The sequence below is a fragment of the Ruegeria sp. B1 genome, from assembly GCF_056535885.1.
The window spans coordinates 1,320,914-1,340,357 of record NZ_JBQFJA010000001.1 but is presented as its reverse complement, the minus strand read 5'-3'; the positions used below and the strand labels follow the sequence as shown (position 1 = coordinate 1,340,357).

Below are 19,444 nucleotides of genomic sequence, written 5' to 3'. Positions count from 1 at the left end.
CTTTGACATGAAAGCGGCCCTGTCGTGGTGGCCTGTCGCCCTGCTGTTGGCCCTGGTTTTCTGCGCCGTGTTTGCCCCTTGGCTTGCGCCGCTGGATCCGGATCGTCAGAACCTATTGGGTCGCTTGAAGCCACCGGGCTATGAGGCGCGGGGCACTGTCTTTCTGCTGGGCTCAGACGAATTGGGACGCGATCTCCTGTCTCGGCTGATTTATGGCGCGCGTGTATCTCTTTTGGTTGCGGCCTTGTCCGTGCTGCTATCGGGCATCGTGGGTGTGCTGGTCGGGATGGCCGCCGGATATCTGCGCGGCTGGACGGAAACCATACTCATGCGCCTTGTCGATATCTTCCTGTCCATCCCTGCCATTCTGTTGGCGATCATCACGGTTGCGGTTCTGGGCCCTGGGTTTCTGAATGTCATTCTGGTTCTGGCCCTTACACGCTGGCCCCGCTATGCGCGGGTGGCTTATGGCCAGACACTGGTCATTGCGGATCGGCCTTACGTGAAATTGGCCCGTTCTATGGGGGCGAGCCCGCTGCGTGTGCTTGCGCTCCACATCCTGCCCAACATCGTTGGTCCGTTACTTGTGGTTGCGACACTAGAATTTGGGCTGATGGTTTTGTTCGAAGCCGGGCTGTCTTTCCTTGGCCTCGGTGTGCAACCCCCAACCGCCAGCTGGGGCTCAATGCTGTCGACCGGGCGAAATTACATCGCCACGGCGTGGTGGATCGCAATGTTCCCCGGTCTGGCGCTGTTTCTGCTGGTCCTGAGTGCCAACCTGATTGGCGACAGATTTGGCGATCGAATTGGAGAAGGCAAATGATCAGTTTTGGATCGGAGTTCGCAGGTAAACGCGTTGTTGTAACCGGAGCAGCCGGCGTCATGGGCCGCGCGCTGGTGGACGCTTTTGCACAGCAAGGTGCGGATATCTGCGCCACGGATCACACCACAGACATGCTGTCCGGGTTCTGCGTCGCGGCCGACCTGACAACCGACGACGGCTTGAATACTCTGCTTGATACGGTGCAAGAAAAATGGGGCGCTCCGGACATCGTGGTGAACAATGCCGCGCTTTACCCATCTTCTTTCTTGCTGGATTTGGCCACCGCAGATTGGGACCGCATCATGGACGTCAACGTACGTGCGCCCTTTGTACTGATGCGCGGGTTCGCCTTGCACATGATCGACCAGAATGTTCAGGGCAGTTTTATCAACATCTCATCAGGGGCTGCTCGGAAAATGCGCCGCGCTGCGGTCACATATTGCATGTCAAAAACAGCGCTTGACCGTATGTCCAAAGGCTTTGCTTTGGAACTTGCGGAATACGGTATCCGGGTGAACTGCCTGGAACCCGGTTTCGCTTCTGGCAGTTCCGTCTCATCACTGTCGCAAGAACATATCGATCGCGTCATGGCCGCCATCCCGCTGGGCACTGAGACCGGGCCCGAACCTTATCGGGCGGCTGCCTGCTTCACGGTCGATGTGGATGCGACGGCGCCATATCTCTGGCAGCACCGCAATGGTCTGCCCGACACCCTGGCTGCGTTGGAACATCGCAGATACGGGATGCGTAGGGGGTTGGCGCGGATTGTGGTTATGCTCGAACGAACGGGCATCACCGGTACATTCTTCGTGCCCGGCATTGTTGCCGAAGAACACCCCGATCTTCTGCCCGGTCTACTGGAGCGCGGGCAGGAAATTGGATTGCACGGGTACGTACACGAACGCGTCGAGGACATTTCGGATCGGCAGTTCACCGATGCGCTGGAGCGATCTCTGAATCTGTTCGAAGTTCAGACTGGCCAACGCCCTAGCGGTTTCAGATCGCCTGCCTGGGAAATGACACCGCACATGCTGGCTGAATTGTCCCGCCTTGATCTGTGGGACAGCAGCCTGATGGGAGAAGACGTACCGTATACCATCGCAGGGATCCCTGAACTGCCGGTACGTTGGGACAACGACGACGCAGTCTTTTCCAAGTTCCTGGGGCCCGGCGACAGGACCCCAAGACCGGACTACCAAATATCAAGACAATGGCTTGAGGACGCCCAATCGCAGATCAAAGAAGGTGGTCTTTATATGTTAACTGTCCATGACTGGATCTCTGGCCGGGCGAACCGCGTTGCACAGTTGGAACACCTCCTCTCGACATTGTCGGCACAACCCGAGGTCTGGTTGGCAAGCTGTGATGCCCTGGCTCAGCACCACAAAATGCAAAAAGGGGGCATGCGGGTAAAGGCCGGTCAACTCAAACCTTTCACGAGCAAGGGAAATCGATGAACACTCGCCCTGAAAGTCGTATGTCGCACCAGCAATGGTCGATCACCAAGCCGCAGGTCGAAAGCTATGGTGGCATGGTGGCCGCGCAACATTTTGAGGCAGCGCAGATAGGTGCGGACATCCTGTCATCCGGTGGCAATGCAATGGATGCTGCGGTCGCGACAGCGATTGCCCTGTCGATCGTCGAACCATGGTTGTCTGGACTGGGTGGCGGCGGGTTCCTGTTGCATGCCGATAGCGCGGGAAAAATTGATACGCTTGATTTCAATATGCGCGCACCATTTGGTATCAGGTACGAGACCTATCGCTTGTCCGGCGGCGAAGGGGGGGATTGGTTCAACTGGCCGTCGGTGGAGGACGACAGAAATCTATCTGGTCCACACTCTATCTGCACCCCCGGTGCCGTCGCGGGTTTGGCTGAGGCCCTGACAAAATACGGCACACTAAGCTGGGCAGAGGTTTCGGCCCCGTCAATTGAGCTGGCCGAGCGCGGAATGCGTGTTGATTGGTTTGCGGATCTCGTGTTTGCGATCGACAGCCCAGGATTGTCAAAATTCGCGGCCTCAACTGATCTTTTTTTGAACGCACAGCGGCAAAGTTCGGACCCGCATGATCCGACTGTCCGGTTCTTGCCCATGCCCGCAAAAGCCGCGATGCTGAAACGCCTGTCTGAAGCAGGTCCTCAGGATTTTTACACTGGAGAGACCGGCCAAAAACTGATTGCGGATATGCAGATGCTCGGGTCAACGCTCTCGCAAAAAGACCTTGAACAGTACGCACCGGTTTGGAGCGCGCCTGCAACCTGCGCCTACCGCGACAGGCTTATCCATACCATTCCCGGTCTGTCGGGCGGACCAAGCCTGCTGGCCTGTCTGTCTAATCTGAACGCGGTCGACCTTCCATCAATGGACGAACCTCAAATTGCCGAACATCATGCCAATGCAATTCGTTCCGCATATGAGGTTCGTCTAAAGCATTTGGGACACGCTGCGGCGGCACAGGACTGCACAAGCCATTTGTCTGTTATTGATGGTGCAGGCAATATGGTATCCCTGACAAACACCTTGTTGTCGCGTTTCGGTTCCAAAGTTGTCGCGCCATCTTTGGACATGGTTATGAACAACGGGATAATGTGGTTTGACCCCCGCCCCGGCCAGCCTAATTCTATCGCTGCGGGGGCGCCGCCGTTAGCGAACATGGCCCCTGTCATTTCCACCAAGGGCGGCTTGCCGGACATCGCAATAGGCGCGGCTGGTGGGCGACAAATATTCCCGGCACTTGTTCAGCTTCTGTCCCGGCTTATTGACCGCAACGAGGCACCCGAAACCGCGTTTCATGCCCCTCGCATTGACGCCAGTACACCGCTGATCGTCATCAACCGGGCTGCGCGGCCAGATATTGCAACTGCCATTGCGACCCATCATGCGGTGCAGATCGTGGAAGACAGCTTGTACCCAGTTCAATTTGCCATCCCTTCAATGGTTCAGGCTGGACGAAACCACGCCCCTAACATCGGCGCAGTGCATCCCAACAATCCCTGGACAGCAGTCAGAAGCGAGGAGACGCAATGACTCTTTTGACCGTTCAGGATCTGGCAATACGCGCTGGGGCTCTATCCCTTGTGGATGGGGTAACGCTGGACGTTGAGGCCGGTGAGGTTGTTGCCCTCGTCGGGGAAAGCGGTTCGGGGAAGTCATTGACCGCCTTGTCAGTCATGGGCTTGCTTGGCGATGGCCTCACGATTGAACGAGGAACAATCAGTCTGGGTGGCGTGGATCTGACACAGGCGGCGACCGACGAATTGAGCGATCTGCGTGGCGATTCACTGTCGATGATTTTTCAAGAACCCGTTTCTTCCCTCAATCCACTGTTGTCGGTTGGGGCTCAGGTCGCCGAAAGCCTGATCGTGCACAGAAAAACCACCGCAGCTGAGGCTGAAACTCAGGCAATTGACATGTTGCGCAAGGTTGGAATTCCGGAACCTGAAAGACGATCCCGGCAATTGCCCGCCGAGTTATCCGGCGGTATGTGCCAACGCGTCATGATCGCGGCAGCTTTGATTTCTGAACCGCAACTCTTGATCGCGGATGAACCAACAACGGCTCTGGACGTGACCATACAGGCTCAGATCCTGGATTTAATGAGTGCGCTGACAAAGCAGTCACATACCGCAATTTTGCTGATCACCCATGATATGGGCGTCGTGGCAGAGTTGGCCGATCGCGTCTGTGTCATGTATGGCGGTTGCGTTGTGGAACAGGGCCCGGTTGACGACATCTTCGAAGACGCCCGGCATCCTTATACACGCATGTTGCTCAAGACTTTGCCGCGGCTTGATGATGATGCCAAAGAAGAGTTATTCGCCATCCCCGGAAACGTTCCAAGCCCCAAGGACTGGCCGCAGGGTTGTCGCTTTCAGACCCGCTGCGACCGCCCGACAGGGGCCTGCTCTACGCGCCCGCAGCTGCAAGGGGGCTCTCACCGATTTGCGTGTCACCACCCGCTGGGGGGAAGCTTGTGAGTTTGTTATCAGTTCAAGATCTCCGCGTGCACTTTCCTGTGCGCACAGGCAAGCTTGGTGGCAAGAAGGCGGTCGTAAAGGCCGTTGACGGGGTATCTTTGCGGATCGAAGCGCAGGAAACTTTGGCGGTTGTCGGAGAAAGCGGGTGCGGAAAGTCCACAACAGGCAACGCGGTCCTGGGGCTTGTCCCGGTGACTGACGGTAAGATCTTATTCGAAGGTCAGGATCTTTCCAAACTGACGCAGGATCAGCGCCAGCAAATCTGGCGCGACATGCAGGTTGTGTTCCAGGACCCGGTTTCCGCATTGAACCCGCGTCGGACAATCGCTCAATCCATTTCGGAACCGTTGGTAATTCACGGGCACTCCAAGACCAAAATCAACACACGCGTAGATGAGCTGATGGCGCTAGTTGGGTTGAACCCGGATCAGCGAAATCGACGGCCCGGCGCTCTGTCGGATGGACAAAGACAAAGAGTGGTGATCGCGCGGGCGCTTGCCCTGAACCCAAAGCTTGTGATCTGTGACGAACCGGTATCCGCTTTGGACGTTTCGATCCAAAGTCAGATCCTGAATCTGCTGATGCAGCTGCAGCGTGAACTTGGTCTCAGCTACCTGTTCATTGCGCATGATTTGTCCGTTGTACGCCATATCGCTGACCGGGTGGCCATCATGTATCTGGGTGTCATCGTCGAAGAGGGCCCGTCAGCAGACGTTTTTTTAAACCCCAAACACCCGTACACCGAGGCGTTGATCTCAGCGATCCCCTTGCCGGACCCGTCTTTGCGGGGCAAACGTAAGCGTATCGTGTTGGAGGGTGATCTTCCAAGCCCGATGTTTCCGCCCGACGGATGCCCGTTTGTCACCCGGTGTCCCATGGCCGAACCATATTGTTCTGACAAAAGACCTGAGCTAAAGCCTTTGGATGACACACGAAAATGCCGGTGCTTTCTCAGAGAGTAAGGCAATGGCGACCTGTTTGCGCGTTCTGAACTGGTTACGCTTTATACATGAAGATACCGCCCCAAAATGCCAGGCCTGAAGGGTCTTCGTTTCCCTCGTGAAATCATCGCCTATGCGGTTTGGGTGCGTCGGGAACACGCAATGGCTTTTTAGACATAAGCTATTTCCACGCAGATGCTTAAGATCAAGTTGTTTCGCACGTGAGTTCGAGCCGTGGTGCGATCGAATTATATAGTTGGAACCTTGCGATAGTAGTGTTGACGCATGGGTCTAATTTCTATATTTCGCGAAATATGGTAGAAGATGTATCAAATCAGCTTGCAACCCTCGGCCACGCGCAGCGACTGTCAGTTTTTCGCATGTTAATGCGACGTTATCCTGACAAAGTGCCTGCGGGTGAACTGGCGTCTCAGCTCGATATCAAGGCCAGCACTCTGTCGAACTACCTTAATGCGCTTCTAAGGGCCGATTTGGTGGCTCAGGAACGTGTTGGCACTTCTCTGCTTTATTCGATTGATACGAAGAACGTGCAGCACATGCTCGGTTTTTTACTGAATGATTGCTGCCGTGGTCGCCCTGATATTTGCATGCCCCTGGAGCAAGGAAATGGCACAGTGACAGATCGGAAATTCAACGTATTGTTCATCTGCGTCGGCAACTCTGCGCGGTCAGTTTTTGCCGAATCGCTGCTGCGCGACATCGCCGGAGACAGGTTTAACGTCTATTCTGCAGGGACACGCCCCTTTTCCGAACTTAACCCGTTTGCGGTGCAGGTTCTGAAAGACAAAGGGCATGATACCGATGTGCTGCGGTCCAAGAACGTGGCCGAATTTTCCGGCCCAGACGCACCCGATTTGGATTTTGTCTTCACTGTCTGCAACAAGGCTGCGAACGAGGAATGCCCGGCCTGGGAAGGCCAGCCGATCAGTGGCCATTGGGGTATGGAAGATCCGGTGAAAGCTGAAGGCACCGATGCCGAAAAAAGCCTCGCCTTCCAGAATGCTTACGGCGCGCTCAAGCGGCGCATTCAGGCCTTTACATCGCTGCCGGTTGAAAGCCTCGACAGGATTGCACTGCAAGCCGCCGTTGACGACATCGGCAGGGCCGTACTCGAGGACACAGAATGACGACTTATGCCGTGAACGGTCTGGGCCGGATGGGAAAACTGGCTCTGAAGCCATTGCTGGAAAAGGGCGCAAAAATCGCATGGATCAATGACGGGGTGGGTAATCCAGAGATGCATACGCATCTTCTGGAATTCGACACCGTGCATGGCCGCTGGGACGCGGAATTTGCATATGACGAAAATAGCGTTTCGATCAACGGCACACGCCTGCCTTTTATTGGCACAAAGGACCTGTCCGGGCTTCCGCTGGATGGTGTCGATGTTGTTGTCGACTGTACCGGTGTCTTTAAATCCGAGGCAACGCTGGCCCCCTATTTCGAAGCCGGTGTGAAAAAGGTTGTTGTCTCGGCCCCAGTAAAGGACGGCCCCACCGCTAACATCGTCATAGGTGTCAACGAAGACACCTATGATCCCAACACGCATCACATCGTGACGGCTGCGTCCTGCACCACCAACTGCCTTGCACCCGTGGTCAAAGTGATTCACGAAAATCTTGGCATCCGTCACGGCTCGATGACCACGATCCATGACGTAACCAACACGCAAACCATTGTAGACCGCCCCGCAAAAGATTTGCGCCGCGCGCGATCAGCACTGAACTCGCTGATCCCAACCAGCACGGGCTCGGCCACGGCGATCACGCTTATCTATCCCGAGCTCAAGGGCCGGCTGAACGGTCATGCAGTGCGGGTGCCGTTGCTGAATGCTTCGCTGACCGATTGTGTGTTCGAAGTAGAGCGCGAAACCACCGCCGAAGAAGTTAATGCCTTCTTCAAATCCGCGGCCGAAGGCGATCTGAAGGGCATTTTGGGCTACGAAACCCGCCCTTTGGTGTCCACCGATTACACCAATGACGAACGGTCTTCGATCATAGATGCGCCGTCGACCATGGTGGTGAACGGAACTCAGGTGAAAATCTATGCGTGGTACGATAACGAGATGGGTTATGCCCATCGTCTGGTTGATGTTGCGCTGATGGTTGGGTCCGCGCTGTGACCGAACGGCCCGAGGGGCTTTCGGCCTATATCGCGGTTACTGCGGCCTATTGGGCCTTTATGCTGACCGATGGGGCCTTGCGGATGCTGGTGCTGTTGCACTTTCATACGCTGGGTTACTCACCAGTACAGCTGGCCTATCTGTTTGTGTTGTATGAAATCGCCGGGATGGTGACGAACCTTGCAGCGGGTTGGATCGCGGCGCGGTTTGGTTTGACGTCGACACTTTTTGCCGGGCTCGGACTACAGGTCGTGGCGCTGCTGGCGCTGACACAACTAGACCCTAACTGGGCGATTGGCGCGTCTGTGGCCTTTGTCATGATCGTACAAGGGGCAAGTGGGGTCGCGAAGGATCTGGCCAAGATGTCCTCGAAATCCGCCGTCAAACTGCTGGCCCCCACAGACGGTGGCGGTCTGTTCCGTTGGGTTGCCGTGCTGACCGGGTCGAAGAATGCCGTCAAAGGTCTGGGCTTTCTTTTGGGGGCTGCGGTGCTGGCCGTCTTGGGCTTCACTTGGGCTGTACTGATCATGGCGCTTGTGCTGGCGGTGATCCTGCTTGCCGTGATCCTGTTCATGCCACCAGGCCTGCCCAAGGGGCGCAAGGGCGCCAAGTTCTCCGAAGTGTTCTCAAAATCCGCAAACGTCAACTGGCTGTCAGCGGCCCGTGTTTTTCTGTTTGGTGCAAGGGATGTGTGGTTTGTCGTCGGCATTCCGATCTATTTCTATGCTGTCCTGTCCGACGGCACGGAAGACGGCAACCGTGCGGCCTTTTTTATGATCGGCACCTTCATGGCGATCTGGATTATCCTGTACGGGGCAGTGCAGGCCAATGCCCCCAAAATCCTGCAGGCCGCGGATCGGACCGAAGGCGATCTGATCCGCGCTGCCCGCAGCTGGGCAGCGGTCCTTTTCTGTGTTCCTGCGGCTCTAGCACTGGCTGTTTGGGTGTCATCCGGCCCTGAGACATGGTTGACGCTCACGCTGGTTCTCGGCCTGTTGGTCTTTGGGGCGATCTTCGCCGTCAATTCCTCGCTGCATTCCTACCTGATTCTCGCTTTCACCAAATCCGAGCGGGTCACTATGGATGTTGGCTTCTACTATATGGCCAACGCGACAGGACGCCTTTTGGGCACTGTCTTGTCAGGTTTCACCTATCAGCTCGGAGGTCTGCCGCTTGTGCTGGGTACCGCCTCGGTGATGGTGGCGCTGGCCGCGCTGACGTCGGGCAAGCTGACCGATCAAACAACAGAGGCTTACTCATGAGCATCTTCGAACGTTACCTGACCCTCTGGGTGTCTTGGCCCCCTAAAACTGTGCCACAGTTGGCTTAGTTTTGGAGACGGGATTGATGGCGCGGAAACGGTATTCGGACGAAGATATTCTGCGGCTTTTGCGCGAGATTGAGCTGGGCCTGGCATCTGGTTCGGATGTCGCGACGGCGTGCAGAACGGCTGGTGTCAGTGATGCGACCTATTACACATGGCGCAAGCGGTTTGGTGGGATGGGACGATCTGAGATGGCCAATCTGAAGGCGCTGCAGAAAGAGAATGATCGGCTCAAGAAAATCGTGGCTGAGCTTGAACTGGACAAACTCATTCTCAAGGAGAGCCTTGATTATCTAAAGCCAAAGGCCTGACGGCAGACCAGCTTCGTCAGGCCGTGGTCCACACCCGACAAAAGCTGGCAACCTCTGAACGGCGCACCTGTCGCGTGATTGGATTGGCGCGGAGCACGCTGCAATACCGCGCAGCGCCAAAGGATGATGAGGCGTTACGTCTGGCGATGATCCGATTGGCCAAACGGTATGGGCGCTACGGCTACCGCAAGGTCGCCGAGCTGCTGCGTGTCGAAGGCTGGGCAGTCAATCATAAAAAGATCGAACGACTATGGCGCGAAGAAGGCTTGCAGCTCCCACAACGGCACAAGAAACGCAAACGGCTGTACCACAAGGACAGCTCGATCATCCGGCTCCGACCGCAACATCCCAATCACATCTGGAGCATTGACTTTGTCCACGACAAGCTGAGCAACGGACAGAGCTACAAGATGCTGACGGTGCTGGATGAGTATACCCGTGAGGCGCTCTGCGTAGCGGTCAAGCCGAAGATGAACAGCGCAGACGTGCTGGATGCGCTCTACCCACTCTTATTGCGGCACGGGAAGCCCGAACACATCCGTTCCGACAACGGCGCGGAGTTCATCGCAACGGCCCTGCAGACCTGGTTAAGAAAGGTGGGCATTAAGCCGATCCAAATCTACCCGGGATCACCTTGGGAGAATGGATACAACGAGCGCTTCAATGGCACTCTGCGCCGGGAAGTCCTCAACGCAGAATGGTTCCACACCACCAAACAGGCTCAGATCGTCATCAATACCTGGCTTAGACAGTACAATCGTGTCAGACCCCATCAGGCTCTAAACATGCGACCGCCCGTTCCAGAAACCTTGCTCAAAACTGGCCCATAGAATTGGGGCTGGACAGGATCACACCATCAACCCGCGGTGTAAAACTAGCTTGCGATGGTTGAACACGCGTTTTTAGCCCATTTGAGCCCCCCTGGCGAAAGCTCTGGGCGAAGTCGATCTAGGACGGCTGCGTTGTAGCTGTTGATCCAGGCAATCTCGGCTGCGGTCAACAGGCCGGTCAGCAACATGTCTGTTTGAATTGGAATCCAAGTTATGTTTGAAAACTCAAGGAATCCGTCTTTGGCCTCGACAATTTCGAATAGGTTCTCAATCCGGATACCGAAACGGTTTGCTTCATAGTAACCGGGTTCAATCGACAGGACCATGCCCGGAACAAGATCTACAGGGTTATAGGGTTTTCCGATACGCTGAGGATGTTCGTGGACAGACAGGCGATGCCCGATCCCGTGTCCGGTGCCGTGATCATAATCCAACCCCAAGTCCCACAACGGTCGTCGGCAAATTGCGTCAATGTGGTGCCCTTGTGTCCCGTGCGGGAATCGTAAAGTGGCAAGCGCATGAAACGCCCTGAATACGGCTGTGTACGCTCTGTCGAACCCATCTGGTCGTTTTGGCCCGAATGAGAAGCAGCGTGTGGCGTCGGTTGTTCCGGTGTCGTACTGGCCGCCTGAATCCAGCAGATAGGCACCTTCCGGCACAATTGGGACATTGTTTTCTGCGTCGGTCGCATAGTGGCACATAGCGGCATTGCCGCCTGCGGCCGAGATAGTGTTGAAGCTGTCGCAAATGTATCCCGGCTGTTCACGGCGGCAGGCGAGTATCTTGTTTTCGGCCTCTCGCTCAGTAACCCAATCCTGCTTAATTGCACGGGCCGGTACTTCGGCGGCCAGCCACGCACAAAACTCGGCCCACGCTACCCCGTCCCTGATATGGCATGAGCGCAATCCTTCCAGTTCTGTGGGATTCTTCTGGGCCTTTATGCGGCTTAGAAATCCTTTTGTCGGCAGGTCTTTGGCACCGGCCCGCTTCAGCACATGCCGAACTGCTACCGGCGAGAAGTCGGGGTCAAATGCTACAACCTTTCGCGGTGACACAAGGTCATCGAACACCGCGAGAAACCGGTCCATGGCGTATAACTCCAAGTCCTCCGGCAGATGGTCTATAACGTCGGCATTCAGCTTTTTCTCTGAGACAAACCAATGAACCTTGCCCGAACGTTGCACCAATAGAAATGAATTCGGAACCGGATTGAACGCGACATCCGAACCGCGCACGTTTAGCAGCCACGCGATGTTGTCGGGTTGCGTTTCTACCAAAATATCCGCACCCTTGTGCGCCAGCTCAGCAGCCAGTTCCGAGACTTTGTCGCGGGAGCTTTTACCGGCGAACTGAAGCGGAAAGGCCTCAATTTGGCCGGCGGGTTCTGCGGGCTGATCCGGCCAGACTGCATCGACGGGGTTTGTCTTTGCCGGCCTCATTTCCGCACCGGTTTGATCCAGCGCTACCGCAAAGCGGTCATACCATGCCGGTGGCAGATGCATTGGGTCGAACCCGATCTTCCAGCCCTTTTCCACCGCCGAAGCCAGCCAGTCCTCGGGTGGATTATTGAACAGATGGTGGTGCGAAAAAAGGCCGTCAGTGCATTGATTTTGAGCCTGAACTACATAGCGGCCATCTACAAACAAAGCCACGGTATCTCGGGTGATGATGGCCATGCCCGCCGACCCGGTAAACCCTGTCACATAAGCCAGACGCTCATCATGCGGGGCGACATATTCGCCCTGATGGGCATCATACCGGGGCAGAATAAAGGCGTCCAACCCCTGGGCCTGCAGTTCGGAGCGCAGGGCCGCAATGATAGGGGCGCGATCAGTATTTGGGGCATCAAGCATGGGCATTTATCTTTTCAACATGGTGGCAGGCGACCTCGCCTCGGACTTCAAAGGATTTCAGGACTGGAACATCGGTTTTGCACATATCCGAGGCATGGGGGCATCGCACGTGAAACGGACAGCCCGAGGGCATGTTCAGGGGAGAAGGCAGCTCTCCTTCCAGCCGTTCTACCGTGCCCTTGTCATCGGGGTTCAGGGACGGTGCGGCAGACAGCAACGCCTGACTGTATGGGTGAGACGGGGCGGAAAACAGGGTTTCGCTATCGCCAATCTCAACGATCCGGCCCAGATAGATCACGGCAACTCGGTTTGAGACATGCCGAACAAGCCGCAAGTCATGGGCAACGAACAGGATGGTCAGGTCAAGCTCTCTTTGCAGGTCCAGCAGCAGGTTGACCACCTGCGCCTGAACCGAGACATCTAGGGCTGACACCAATTCATCTGCGATCAGCACCTCGGGTTCAACGGCCAAGGCGCGGGCTATGGCGATGCGCTGGCGCTGTCCGCCCGAAAACTCGTGCGGCAGCTTGGTTTGCGCGTCCTGCGGCAAGCGGACCAGATCCAAAAGCTCGGCGACACGGTCGGGAATTTCAGCTTCGGGACGCATGTCATGAACACTCAAAGCCTCGGCCAGAATCTGCCCGGTCGTCATTCGAGGATTGAGCGAGGAATAAGGATCCTGAAACATCATTTGCACGCGGCGGTTGTAGGTTCGGTCTGCCTTGTAGGTGCGCTCGAACACGTCCTGACCTTCGAAACGGATGCTGCCGTCGCTGGGTGTGTGCAGGCGTACGATACAACGGGCAAGCGTCGACTTTCCGCATCCGGACTCACCCACCACACCAAGGGTTTCACCGCGGATCAGGTCCAGGCTGACCCCGTTTAACGCCTTAACCTCACGCCCGGGCCGACGGGCGACAACATCGCCTATGCTGCGGCCAATTGAAAACCTCAGATGCAGGTCACGGATTTGCATCAGGGCAGTCATGCGGCGTTCCCCTGGCTTTTGGTCATAGGGTTGAAACAGGCCACCTGTCGTTGATCTGTGATCACTGTCATCGGCGGGCGATCCAGCTTGCAGGCGTCAACACAGGCGGCACAGCGCGGCGCAAATGCGCATCCCGGTGGCAAGGCGTCCAAGGCTGGCGGTACACCCGGTACGGAATAAAGCTGCGTGCGCGGTGGCAGGTTTTCCGGCACCGATCGCATCAGTCCAACTGTGTAAGGATGCTGCGGCGACCGCAACACATCACGGACCGGACCCTGTTCGACAATTCGTCCTGCATACATCACGGCGACGGTGTCGCAGGTTTGCGCCACAACACCCAAATCATGTGTGACCAGCACAACCCCCATGTCCATGTCCTGCGCCAACCGCAGGATCAGATCGAGAATCTGCGCTTGGATTGTGACGTCCAGCGCCGTTGTTGGCTCATCCGCCAGCAGCAGTTTGGGATTGGCCGCTAACGCGATGGCAATCATCACCCGTTGGCGCATTCCGCCAGAAAACTGATGCGGATAGTCGTTCAACCGTTGTGCAGCGGAGGGAATGCCTACCAGATCCAGCATCTCAATCGCCCGGTCGCGGCGCGCGGGGCGTGACAGATCGATATGCGTGCGCAGCGTCTCCTCCAGCTGTAACCCGACTGTCAGCAAAGGGTTGAGCGAGGTCATCGGCTCTTGGAAGATCATCGCGATCTCGCGGCCTTGGATGTGGCGCAGAACACGGTCCGGCATCGCAACCAGATCACTGCCTTTCCAGCGCACCTGACCGGTGACTTGACCGTAGCGCCGCGCAAGGCCGATGATGGACCGTAAGGTGACGCTTTTGCCCGATCCGCTTTCGCCCACCAGCCCCAGAACCTCACCGCGTTCGACACTGAAACTGACATCGCGCAAGGCGGGCAAGGCCCGGCCGTTCTTATGAAAGGTCGTGCTCAGACCCGTGACCTCAAGGAGTTTCTTTTGATCTTGCATCGCTAGCCCCGGGGTCTCAGCAAATCGGCCAGCCCGTCGCCCAGCAACGAAAAACCAAGGCCGGTTAGAACGATGGCGATGCCGGGCATCAGGCTCAGCCACCATGCGGTTGAGATAAAGTTGCGCCCTTCGGCAATCAAAACGCCCCATTCCGCTTGCGGCGGTTGCGCACCCAGACCCAGATAGCCAAGCGAGGAGCCCAACAGGATCACCAGAGCCATGTCTGTCATCCAATAGACGATCACCGGGGTGATTGCGTTGGGCAGCAGATGGCGGAAGATGATCCGCTTGTCAGAATAGCCCATGACTACCCCCGCCGAGGCATAGTCATTGCCCATCTGAGCGATCACCTCAGCCCGCATCAGCCGCGCGTAATACACCCAGTAGACGACAGAAATGGCGATATACATGTTGATGAGGCCGGGCCCCAGAACGGCCACCACCGCAATCACAAGAACCAGAAATGGAAATGTGATGACTGCGTCGACAATGCGCCCAAAGATCAGGTCGGCAACGCCCCGGTAGTAGCCGACCAGCGCCCCGATCGTAATGCCAGTGACCAGCGCGAAGACGGTGCCAAAGATCGCCATCTGCATATTGACCTGATAGGCCCAGATCACACGTGACAGGCTATCGCGGCCCAGCAGGTCAGTGCCAAAAGGATGCGCCCATGACGGGGGTTGCTTTACGGCCAGATAGTCAATGGCATTCGGATCATAGGGCGCGAAGGCCGCCGGGAACAGGGCCAGCAAAACCGAGAACCCGATGATGATGCAGCCAGCGACAAAGCCGGGCTTTCGCAGGGCGCGTTGAAGAAAAGTGGCGGGTTTCATGCGGTTGTTGAAGGTCGCGTCACTCATTGCAGGCGCATCCTTGGATCAAGTCTGCTTTGGAACAGATCGGTCATCAGAAAGACGACGGATACCAAAACCGCAAATGTCAGGGTCAGGCCCTGAATCAGGGGGTAGTCACGGGCAAAGATCGCCTCGAGCATCAGCCGGCCCATACCGGGAACGGCAAACACGGTTTCGGTGACCAAAGTGCCGCTCATCAGATTGCCGATGGAAAGCCCTAGCAGAGTCACTGTTGAAATCAGCGCATTGCGTAGAACGTGTCGGCCCATAATCAGGCGTGGCGGCAGGCCCTTGGCGCGTGCGAACTGCACATATTCTGCGTCCAGAACCTCGACAATGGCGCTGCGCAGGTTCCGCATAACGACGGCAGAGGTGTATAACGCGACCGTGACCGAGGGCAGAAACAGGTGATAGAGCCGCTCGGTGAAGGTATCGCCATAGCCGCCAACCGGGAACAGGCGCAGCTGTGCAGCGAGAAATGTCAATAAAACCAGACCGATATAAAAGACCGGCATCGACAGCCCAACCTGAAAGACAGTGCGGATTACCGCATCTGGCCAGCGTCCGCGATTAAGTGCAGCAACGAAAGCCAGCGGTCCGGCAATCAGCAAGGACAACACAACCGAATAGACGGTCAGAAACAGGGTGATGGGCAGGCGTTCCGCAATCACGTCGATTACATCCGACCGCATCAGGATTGAGCGTCCCAAATCGCCTTGCAGCGTGTTGCTGAGGAACAGCCAGAACTGCACCAGCATCGGCTCGGTCAGGCCCAGCCGCTCGCGGATCGCCTGAATATCGGCATCTGACGCACGATCGCCCGCCATGGCTATCGCCGGGTCGCCGGGCAGCAGGCGGACGAGAAAAAAGATGATGATCATGACCAGAAGAAAGGTCGGGATCATCATCAGCAGCCGTTTGGCTATATAGCTTAGACTGGGCAAGGCGGGCTCCGCTCTTTTACCCCGCCACCCGAAAGTGGCGAGGCCGAGTGGTAGAGTTTAACGATTGACGGTCGCTTCGTCGAAAACGTTGTTACCTAGTGGGGTCTGCACGTAGCCTTCAACTGCCGATCCCAGTGCCACTGCAAATGGTGTTTCATACATGAACAGCAGTGGAGCCGCCTCGGCATACAGCTCTTGCATGCGGGCAAATTTCGTCTTGCGTGCGTCAGCGTCCATTTCGCTGGCAGCCTCGTCAAACAGGGTATTGAACTCTGCGTTTTCCCAGCCGGTTCCAACGGCCTTGGCTGTGGGCGTATGGCCCAGCCAGCCAACAACCTGACTGGGGTCATTCACATCATTGACCCAGCCATAGGTGTGGATGTCGAACTCGCCCGACCGGTTCTTGGCCCCGCGTGTGGCGTTGTCGACCTGTTCGACAACCAGATCAATGCCAAGAGGCGCCCACATTTGTTGGAGCGCGGCAAAAATCGTCGCATCGTCAGCCGATCCAGCCAAGGTTGTGAATGTCACCTGCGTACCATCTGCAAACCCTGCCTCTGACATCAGGCCTTTGGCCTTTTCCATATCGTAGGCGTAAAGCGGGTTCATATCGGCCGCATACTGGGTTGCTTTCGCCATGAGAGGTGAGCTCATCGGCTGCCCTGCGCCATGCAGCACCAGCCCAATCAAAGCCTCTTTGTTGGTGCCATAGTTCAACGCCTGGCGCACGCGGGCATCGGCCAGCGGGTTCGGGGACCCATCGGCGCGGGTGTTGCGCGTGTTGATGGGTGAGTAAATGATCCGGGTGGACGGATAGAGCTGCATGTCGATACTCGGGTCAGCCTGCAACTCGGCCACACGGCTGAACGGGATGAATTCGGCGGCATCGACTTCGCCCGCTTGCAGGCTCAGGATACGGGTTGCGTCGTCCGGGATGATCTCGAAATGCACACCGTCCAGATAAGGCAGGGGTTTGCCGTCCGCCCCCATGCGCCAGTAGTTTTCATTGGCGCAGAAATCCATCGAGGCGCCTTGTTCAAAGCCGCACAGATAGAACGGTCCTGAACCGACACCGGCAGTGGTGGATGCAAAGATCGCAGCGGATTTATCCTGATCGGTATCGCCAGTGGTAGCGTCAAAAGCTGCTTTCGACACAATCGCTGTGTTGAACGTTGCCAGCATTGAAAGAATGGTTGGATCCGGGCTTTTGAGTGCAATGGTGACTGCGTTGCCATCAGCGCTGACGTTGTCAATCGACCCCAGCAATCCGGCCCATGGGCTGAGATCTGGATTGCGCGCACGGTCCAGGGAGAAGACAACATCTGCACCTGACATTGGCGATCCATCTGCGAACTGAATGTCCTCGCGCAAAGCAAGTGATACGGTTTTGCCGTCGTCAGAGACCGAAAACGCCTCAGCCAAGCCCGGCTCAACTGAATTGCCGTCCGCGCTGCTCCGAAGCAATGTGTCGAACAGGCTGCCGACCATCCAGATATCTGGGTTGCGATCCGCATAGATCGGGTCAATCAGCCGTGAACCGTCATAGCGTGCGAAATTCAGCGTGCCACCCCGCTCCTGTGCAAGTGCAGGCATGGCCAGGGTTAAAGCGACGGTTGCGCCAAGAGCGGCTTTGAGTTTCATGTACAGTCCTCCCGCAGAAACAGCTAATCCTCGGGCTGACCATATCCGATTATTAGCATTGCTAAAACTTTTTTAGTAATGCAGAAATTAGTGCATGATTTCATTTAGTTCTAAGTCGACAAAGTGTCGACTTAGATGGAAACAGCCCGAGAATCATTGATTGGAGAAGTCGTTACCCAAAGCTCGACCGACTCCTCGTCACCTAAGACAACAGAGTAGTGCAGGACGGATGTATCATGGTGAACCACGTCGCCAGGCGACATGATGAACACCCGATCCTCGATGTGGTATTCCAACCGCCCTGACAACAAATAGCAAAACGCTTCGCCCTCATGGCACATCCTTTCGGACTCGTGCCCCGGTGGCCTATGCACGATCTGCGGATTAAAAAGCGCCCCTGCAAACCCGGGCCCCAGTTTTTCGTAGAACCGTCCGCGCGTGCCCAAAGAATAGGTTTGCCTGTTGCCCTTTGCCACATGTTCAGTAAAAACCTCGGGAACGCTGAGGAGTTTTTCAATACTGGTCTGCAGTGCGGCTGCGATTGCCATCAGTGAACTGAGAGACGGCGAACTTAGGCCACGTTCGACCTGCGACAAAAACCCGGTGGTCAACTCGGATGTTTGGGCAACCCGGTCAAGTGTCAACCCCATTGCCTTGCGGCGCCTGCGGATCGCCTGGCCCAACTCAATGGGCTTGCCTTTCGGCTTTGATTTGCCGTTCCCCGCCGGAATGCTCATGTGCCGTCTCCCGAAATCGTTCATCGCAGCGCATTCAATCGGATTGGTTCGAAAAGATCAAAATTAATTTTAGTAATATTAAAAAAACAGGTGCGCCTTGGCGCGGAAATCGATGGCTCAGACGGGCCGCAAGGGCAGCGCGCTTGGCAGTGTGGACTGGAATCAGAGTGCGATCGCGTGACGGCGGTCTGCTGAAATCATATCGCGGATGTTCTGCACAATTTGTTCTGCATGCGCGCTGGCTAGCCGGTCAGCCTCAGCAATATCCTGCGCTGCGATCGCGGCAATGATGTCATCATGTTCCGAGGCATAGCGATCCGGCAAGCGATCCCCGAAAGATGAATAGTAGGGCCGCATGATCCGCTGCCCTTCGTTCAAAAGGCGGCGTGTCAGGCTTTCATAATAGGGGTTTCGCCCTGCCTGAGCGATTGCGTTATGAAGATCGGCGTTCTTGGTGATCATGATCAGAACATCGTTTTTGTCTGCCGCTTCTGAAAACTCCGTCTGGCACGCGCGGATATACTCAAGGTCCTGATCCGTGCGATACTCAGCCGCCAGGCGGCTCGTGACACGATACATCAGTGTCATGGCGTCAAAAAACGTATGCAGGTTCAGAAAATCGATGGGTGCCACGATGCTGGCCCTGTTGGGCAAGGTTGTTACCAAGCCTTCGGAGGTAAGCCGGACCAGTGCTTCGCGGATCGGGGTGCGGGACATCGAAAACCGCTCGCTCAGCTTTGCTTCATCGATTGGGCTGCCGGGCGTCAGCGCAAGATCGATGATTTCATCCCGCAGGGTTTCATAGACAAACTGAACGCCTGACCCGCGTTTGCGGCCTGTATCTCCGGTTTTGCGTTTTTCCATTTTGGTTGTCCTCGACCGCAGGGTATTGGGCGCCCATCTCGTTGTTCAACGGTATTGCCACACGCGTCCGCCGCGAGTCGAGCGTAAATGCCGGGTCAAAATCCACAGGTTTTCCGGGTACCTGAAGTGAAAGCTGCAATCTTGTCGATTATTTGTCGACAAATAAAATATTACAAGTAGACTGCAAAAGCATCACACGATTCCCCGGTCGGTGGCTCAACGCT

General features: G+C 56.3%; 16 protein-coding genes and 1 pseudogene. 9 read left to right on the top strand and 8 right to left on the bottom strand.

What is annotated here, in order from left to right:
- Positions 1-7: 7 nt before the first annotated feature.
- From ACR3ES_RS06475 to ACR3ES_RS06435, 9 genes and pseudogenes are all read left to right on the top strand, one after another.
- Positions 8-823: an ABC transporter permease gene (locus ACR3ES_RS06475; RefSeq protein WP_170435961.1), complete on the top strand. Its 816-nt coding sequence runs from the start codon at positions 8-10 to the stop codon at positions 821-823.
- Entirely contained in the window at positions 820-2,280 is a 1,461-nt protein-coding gene (locus ACR3ES_RS06470) for an SDR family NAD(P)-dependent oxidoreductase (protein ID WP_170435913.1), read from the top strand. The genes ACR3ES_RS06475 and ACR3ES_RS06470 overlap by 4 nt, the downstream gene beginning before the upstream one ends.
- Entirely contained in the window at positions 2,277-3,851 is a 1,575-nt protein-coding gene (locus ACR3ES_RS06465) for a gamma-glutamyltransferase (RefSeq protein ID WP_480425051.1), read from the top strand. Before ACR3ES_RS06470 ends, ACR3ES_RS06465 begins: the two co-directional genes overlap by 4 nt.
- Positions 3,848-4,801: an ABC transporter ATP-binding protein gene (locus ACR3ES_RS06460; RefSeq protein ID WP_170435911.1), complete on the top strand. Its 954-nt coding sequence runs from the start codon at positions 3,848-3,850 to the stop codon at positions 4,799-4,801. The genes ACR3ES_RS06465 and ACR3ES_RS06460 overlap by 4 nt, the downstream gene beginning before the upstream one ends.
- A gap of 26 nt (positions 4,802-4,827) precedes the next feature.
- Positions 4,828-5,763: an ABC transporter ATP-binding protein gene (locus ACR3ES_RS06455; RefSeq protein ID WP_480425050.1), complete on the top strand. Its 936-nt coding sequence runs from the start codon at positions 4,828-4,830 to the stop codon at positions 5,761-5,763.
- Positions 5,764-6,056: 293 nt separating this feature from the next.
- Positions 6,057-6,890, top strand: coding sequence for an arsenate reductase/protein-tyrosine-phosphatase family protein (locus ACR3ES_RS06450; protein WP_170435957.1), 834 nt, complete (start codon positions 6,057-6,059; stop codon positions 6,888-6,890).
- Positions 6,887-7,885, top strand: a complete 999-nt coding sequence (locus ACR3ES_RS06445) for an ArsJ-associated glyceraldehyde-3-phosphate dehydrogenase (RefSeq protein WP_170435907.1) — start codon at positions 6,887-6,889, stop codon at positions 7,883-7,885. The genes ACR3ES_RS06450 and ACR3ES_RS06445 overlap by 4 nt, the downstream gene beginning before the upstream one ends.
- On the top strand, positions 7,882-9,147 hold the full coding sequence (gene arsJ, locus ACR3ES_RS06440; RefSeq protein WP_170435905.1) for an organoarsenical effux MFS transporter ArsJ: 1,266 nt from the start codon (positions 7,882-7,884) through the stop codon (positions 9,145-9,147). Before ACR3ES_RS06445 ends, arsJ begins: the two co-directional genes overlap by 4 nt.
- 85 nt (positions 9,148-9,232) lie before the next feature.
- Positions 9,233-10,350 (top strand): annotated as a pseudogene (locus tag ACR3ES_RS06435) (IS3 family transposase).
- A 44-nt stretch (positions 10,351-10,394) separates the two neighbouring features.
- Here ACR3ES_RS06435 and ACR3ES_RS06430 read toward each other — a convergent pair.
- The 8 genes from ACR3ES_RS06430 to ACR3ES_RS06395 all read right to left on the bottom strand — a co-directional run bounded on the left by ACR3ES_RS06430 (position 10,395) and on the right by ACR3ES_RS06395 (position 19,220).
- Positions 10,395-12,203, bottom strand: a complete 1,809-nt coding sequence (locus tag ACR3ES_RS06430) for an aminopeptidase P family protein (RefSeq protein ID WP_480425047.1) — start codon at positions 12,201-12,203, stop codon at positions 10,395-10,397.
- Positions 12,196-13,191, bottom strand: a complete 996-nt coding sequence (locus ACR3ES_RS06425) for an oligopeptide/dipeptide ABC transporter ATP-binding protein (RefSeq protein WP_170436348.1) — start codon at positions 13,189-13,191, stop codon at positions 12,196-12,198. Before ACR3ES_RS06425 ends, ACR3ES_RS06430 begins: the two co-directional genes overlap by 8 nt.
- Positions 13,188-14,180, bottom strand: a complete 993-nt coding sequence (locus ACR3ES_RS06420) for an ABC transporter ATP-binding protein (protein ID WP_170436351.1) — start codon at positions 14,178-14,180, stop codon at positions 13,188-13,190. Before ACR3ES_RS06420 ends, ACR3ES_RS06425 begins: the two co-directional genes overlap by 4 nt.
- Positions 14,181-14,182: 2 nt before the next feature.
- Positions 14,183-15,040 carry an ABC transporter permease gene (locus ACR3ES_RS06415; RefSeq protein ID WP_170436354.1) on the bottom strand — a complete coding sequence of 286 codons (858 nt, stop codon included), beginning with the start codon at positions 15,038-15,040 and terminating at the stop codon, positions 14,183-14,185.
- Positions 15,037-15,978, bottom strand: coding sequence for an ABC transporter permease (locus tag ACR3ES_RS06410; RefSeq protein ID WP_170436357.1), 942 nt, complete (start codon positions 15,976-15,978; stop codon positions 15,037-15,039). The genes ACR3ES_RS06415 and ACR3ES_RS06410 overlap by 4 nt, the downstream gene beginning before the upstream one ends.
- A gap of 57 nt (positions 15,979-16,035) precedes the next feature.
- A complete protein-coding gene (locus ACR3ES_RS06405) occupies positions 16,036-17,619 on the bottom strand; it encodes an ABC transporter substrate-binding protein (protein WP_170436360.1) in 1,584 nt (527 codons plus the stop codon).
- Between the two features lie 131 nt (positions 17,620-17,750).
- Positions 17,751-18,356: an XRE family transcriptional regulator gene (locus ACR3ES_RS06400; protein ID WP_170436363.1), complete on the bottom strand. Its 606-nt coding sequence runs from the start codon at positions 18,354-18,356 to the stop codon at positions 17,751-17,753.
- A gap of 162 nt (positions 18,357-18,518) precedes the next feature.
- Positions 18,519-19,220 carry a GntR family transcriptional regulator gene (locus ACR3ES_RS06395; protein WP_170436366.1) on the bottom strand — a complete coding sequence of 234 codons (702 nt, stop codon included), beginning with the start codon at positions 19,218-19,220 and terminating at the stop codon, positions 18,519-18,521.
- Positions 19,221-19,444: the final 224 nt, after the last annotated feature.

What these genes read in the sequence shown, in the direction of transcription:
- ACR3ES_RS06475 (WP_170435961.1), top strand. Translation starts at nt 8, where the DNA reads ATGAAAGCGGCCCTGTCGTGGTGGCCTGTCGCCCTGCTGTTGGCCCTG.
- ACR3ES_RS06470 (WP_170435913.1), top strand. Translation starts at nt 820, where the DNA reads ATGATCAGTTTTGGATCGGAGTTCGCAGGTAAACGCGTTGTTGTAACC.
- ACR3ES_RS06465 (WP_480425051.1), top strand. Translation starts at nt 2,277, where the DNA reads ATGAACACTCGCCCTGAAAGTCGTATGTCGCACCAGCAATGGTCGATC.
- ACR3ES_RS06460 (WP_170435911.1), top strand. Translation starts at nt 3,848, where the DNA reads ATGACTCTTTTGACCGTTCAGGATCTGGCAATACGCGCTGGGGCTCTA.
- ACR3ES_RS06450 (WP_170435957.1), top strand. Translation starts at nt 6,057, where the DNA reads ATGGTAGAAGATGTATCAAATCAGCTTGCAACCCTCGGCCACGCGCAG.
- ACR3ES_RS06445 (WP_170435907.1), top strand. Translation starts at nt 6,887, where the DNA reads ATGACGACTTATGCCGTGAACGGTCTGGGCCGGATGGGAAAACTGGCT.
- ACR3ES_RS06430 (WP_480425047.1), bottom strand. Translation starts at nt 12,203, where the DNA reads ATGCTTGATGCCCCAAATACTGATCGCGCCCCTATCATTGCGGCCCTG.
- ACR3ES_RS06425 (WP_170436348.1), bottom strand. Translation starts at nt 13,191, where the DNA reads ATGACTGCCCTGATGCAAATCCGTGACCTGCATCTGAGGTTTTCAATT.
- ACR3ES_RS06420 (WP_170436351.1), bottom strand. Translation starts at nt 14,180, where the DNA reads ATGCAAGATCAAAAGAAACTCCTTGAGGTCACGGGTCTGAGCACGACC.
- ACR3ES_RS06415 (WP_170436354.1), bottom strand. Translation starts at nt 15,040, where the DNA reads ATGAGTGACGCGACCTTCAACAACCGCATGAAACCCGCCACTTTTCTT.
- ACR3ES_RS06405 (WP_170436360.1), bottom strand. Translation starts at nt 17,619, where the DNA reads ATGAAACTCAAAGCCGCTCTTGGCGCAACCGTCGCTTTAACCCTGGCC.
- ACR3ES_RS06400 (WP_170436363.1), bottom strand. Translation starts at nt 18,356, where the DNA reads ATGAGCATTCCGGCGGGGAACGGCAAATCAAAGCCGAAAGGCAAGCCC.
- ACR3ES_RS06395 (WP_170436366.1), bottom strand. Translation starts at nt 19,220, where the DNA reads ATGGAAAAACGCAAAACCGGAGATACAGGCCGCAAACGCGGGTCAGGC.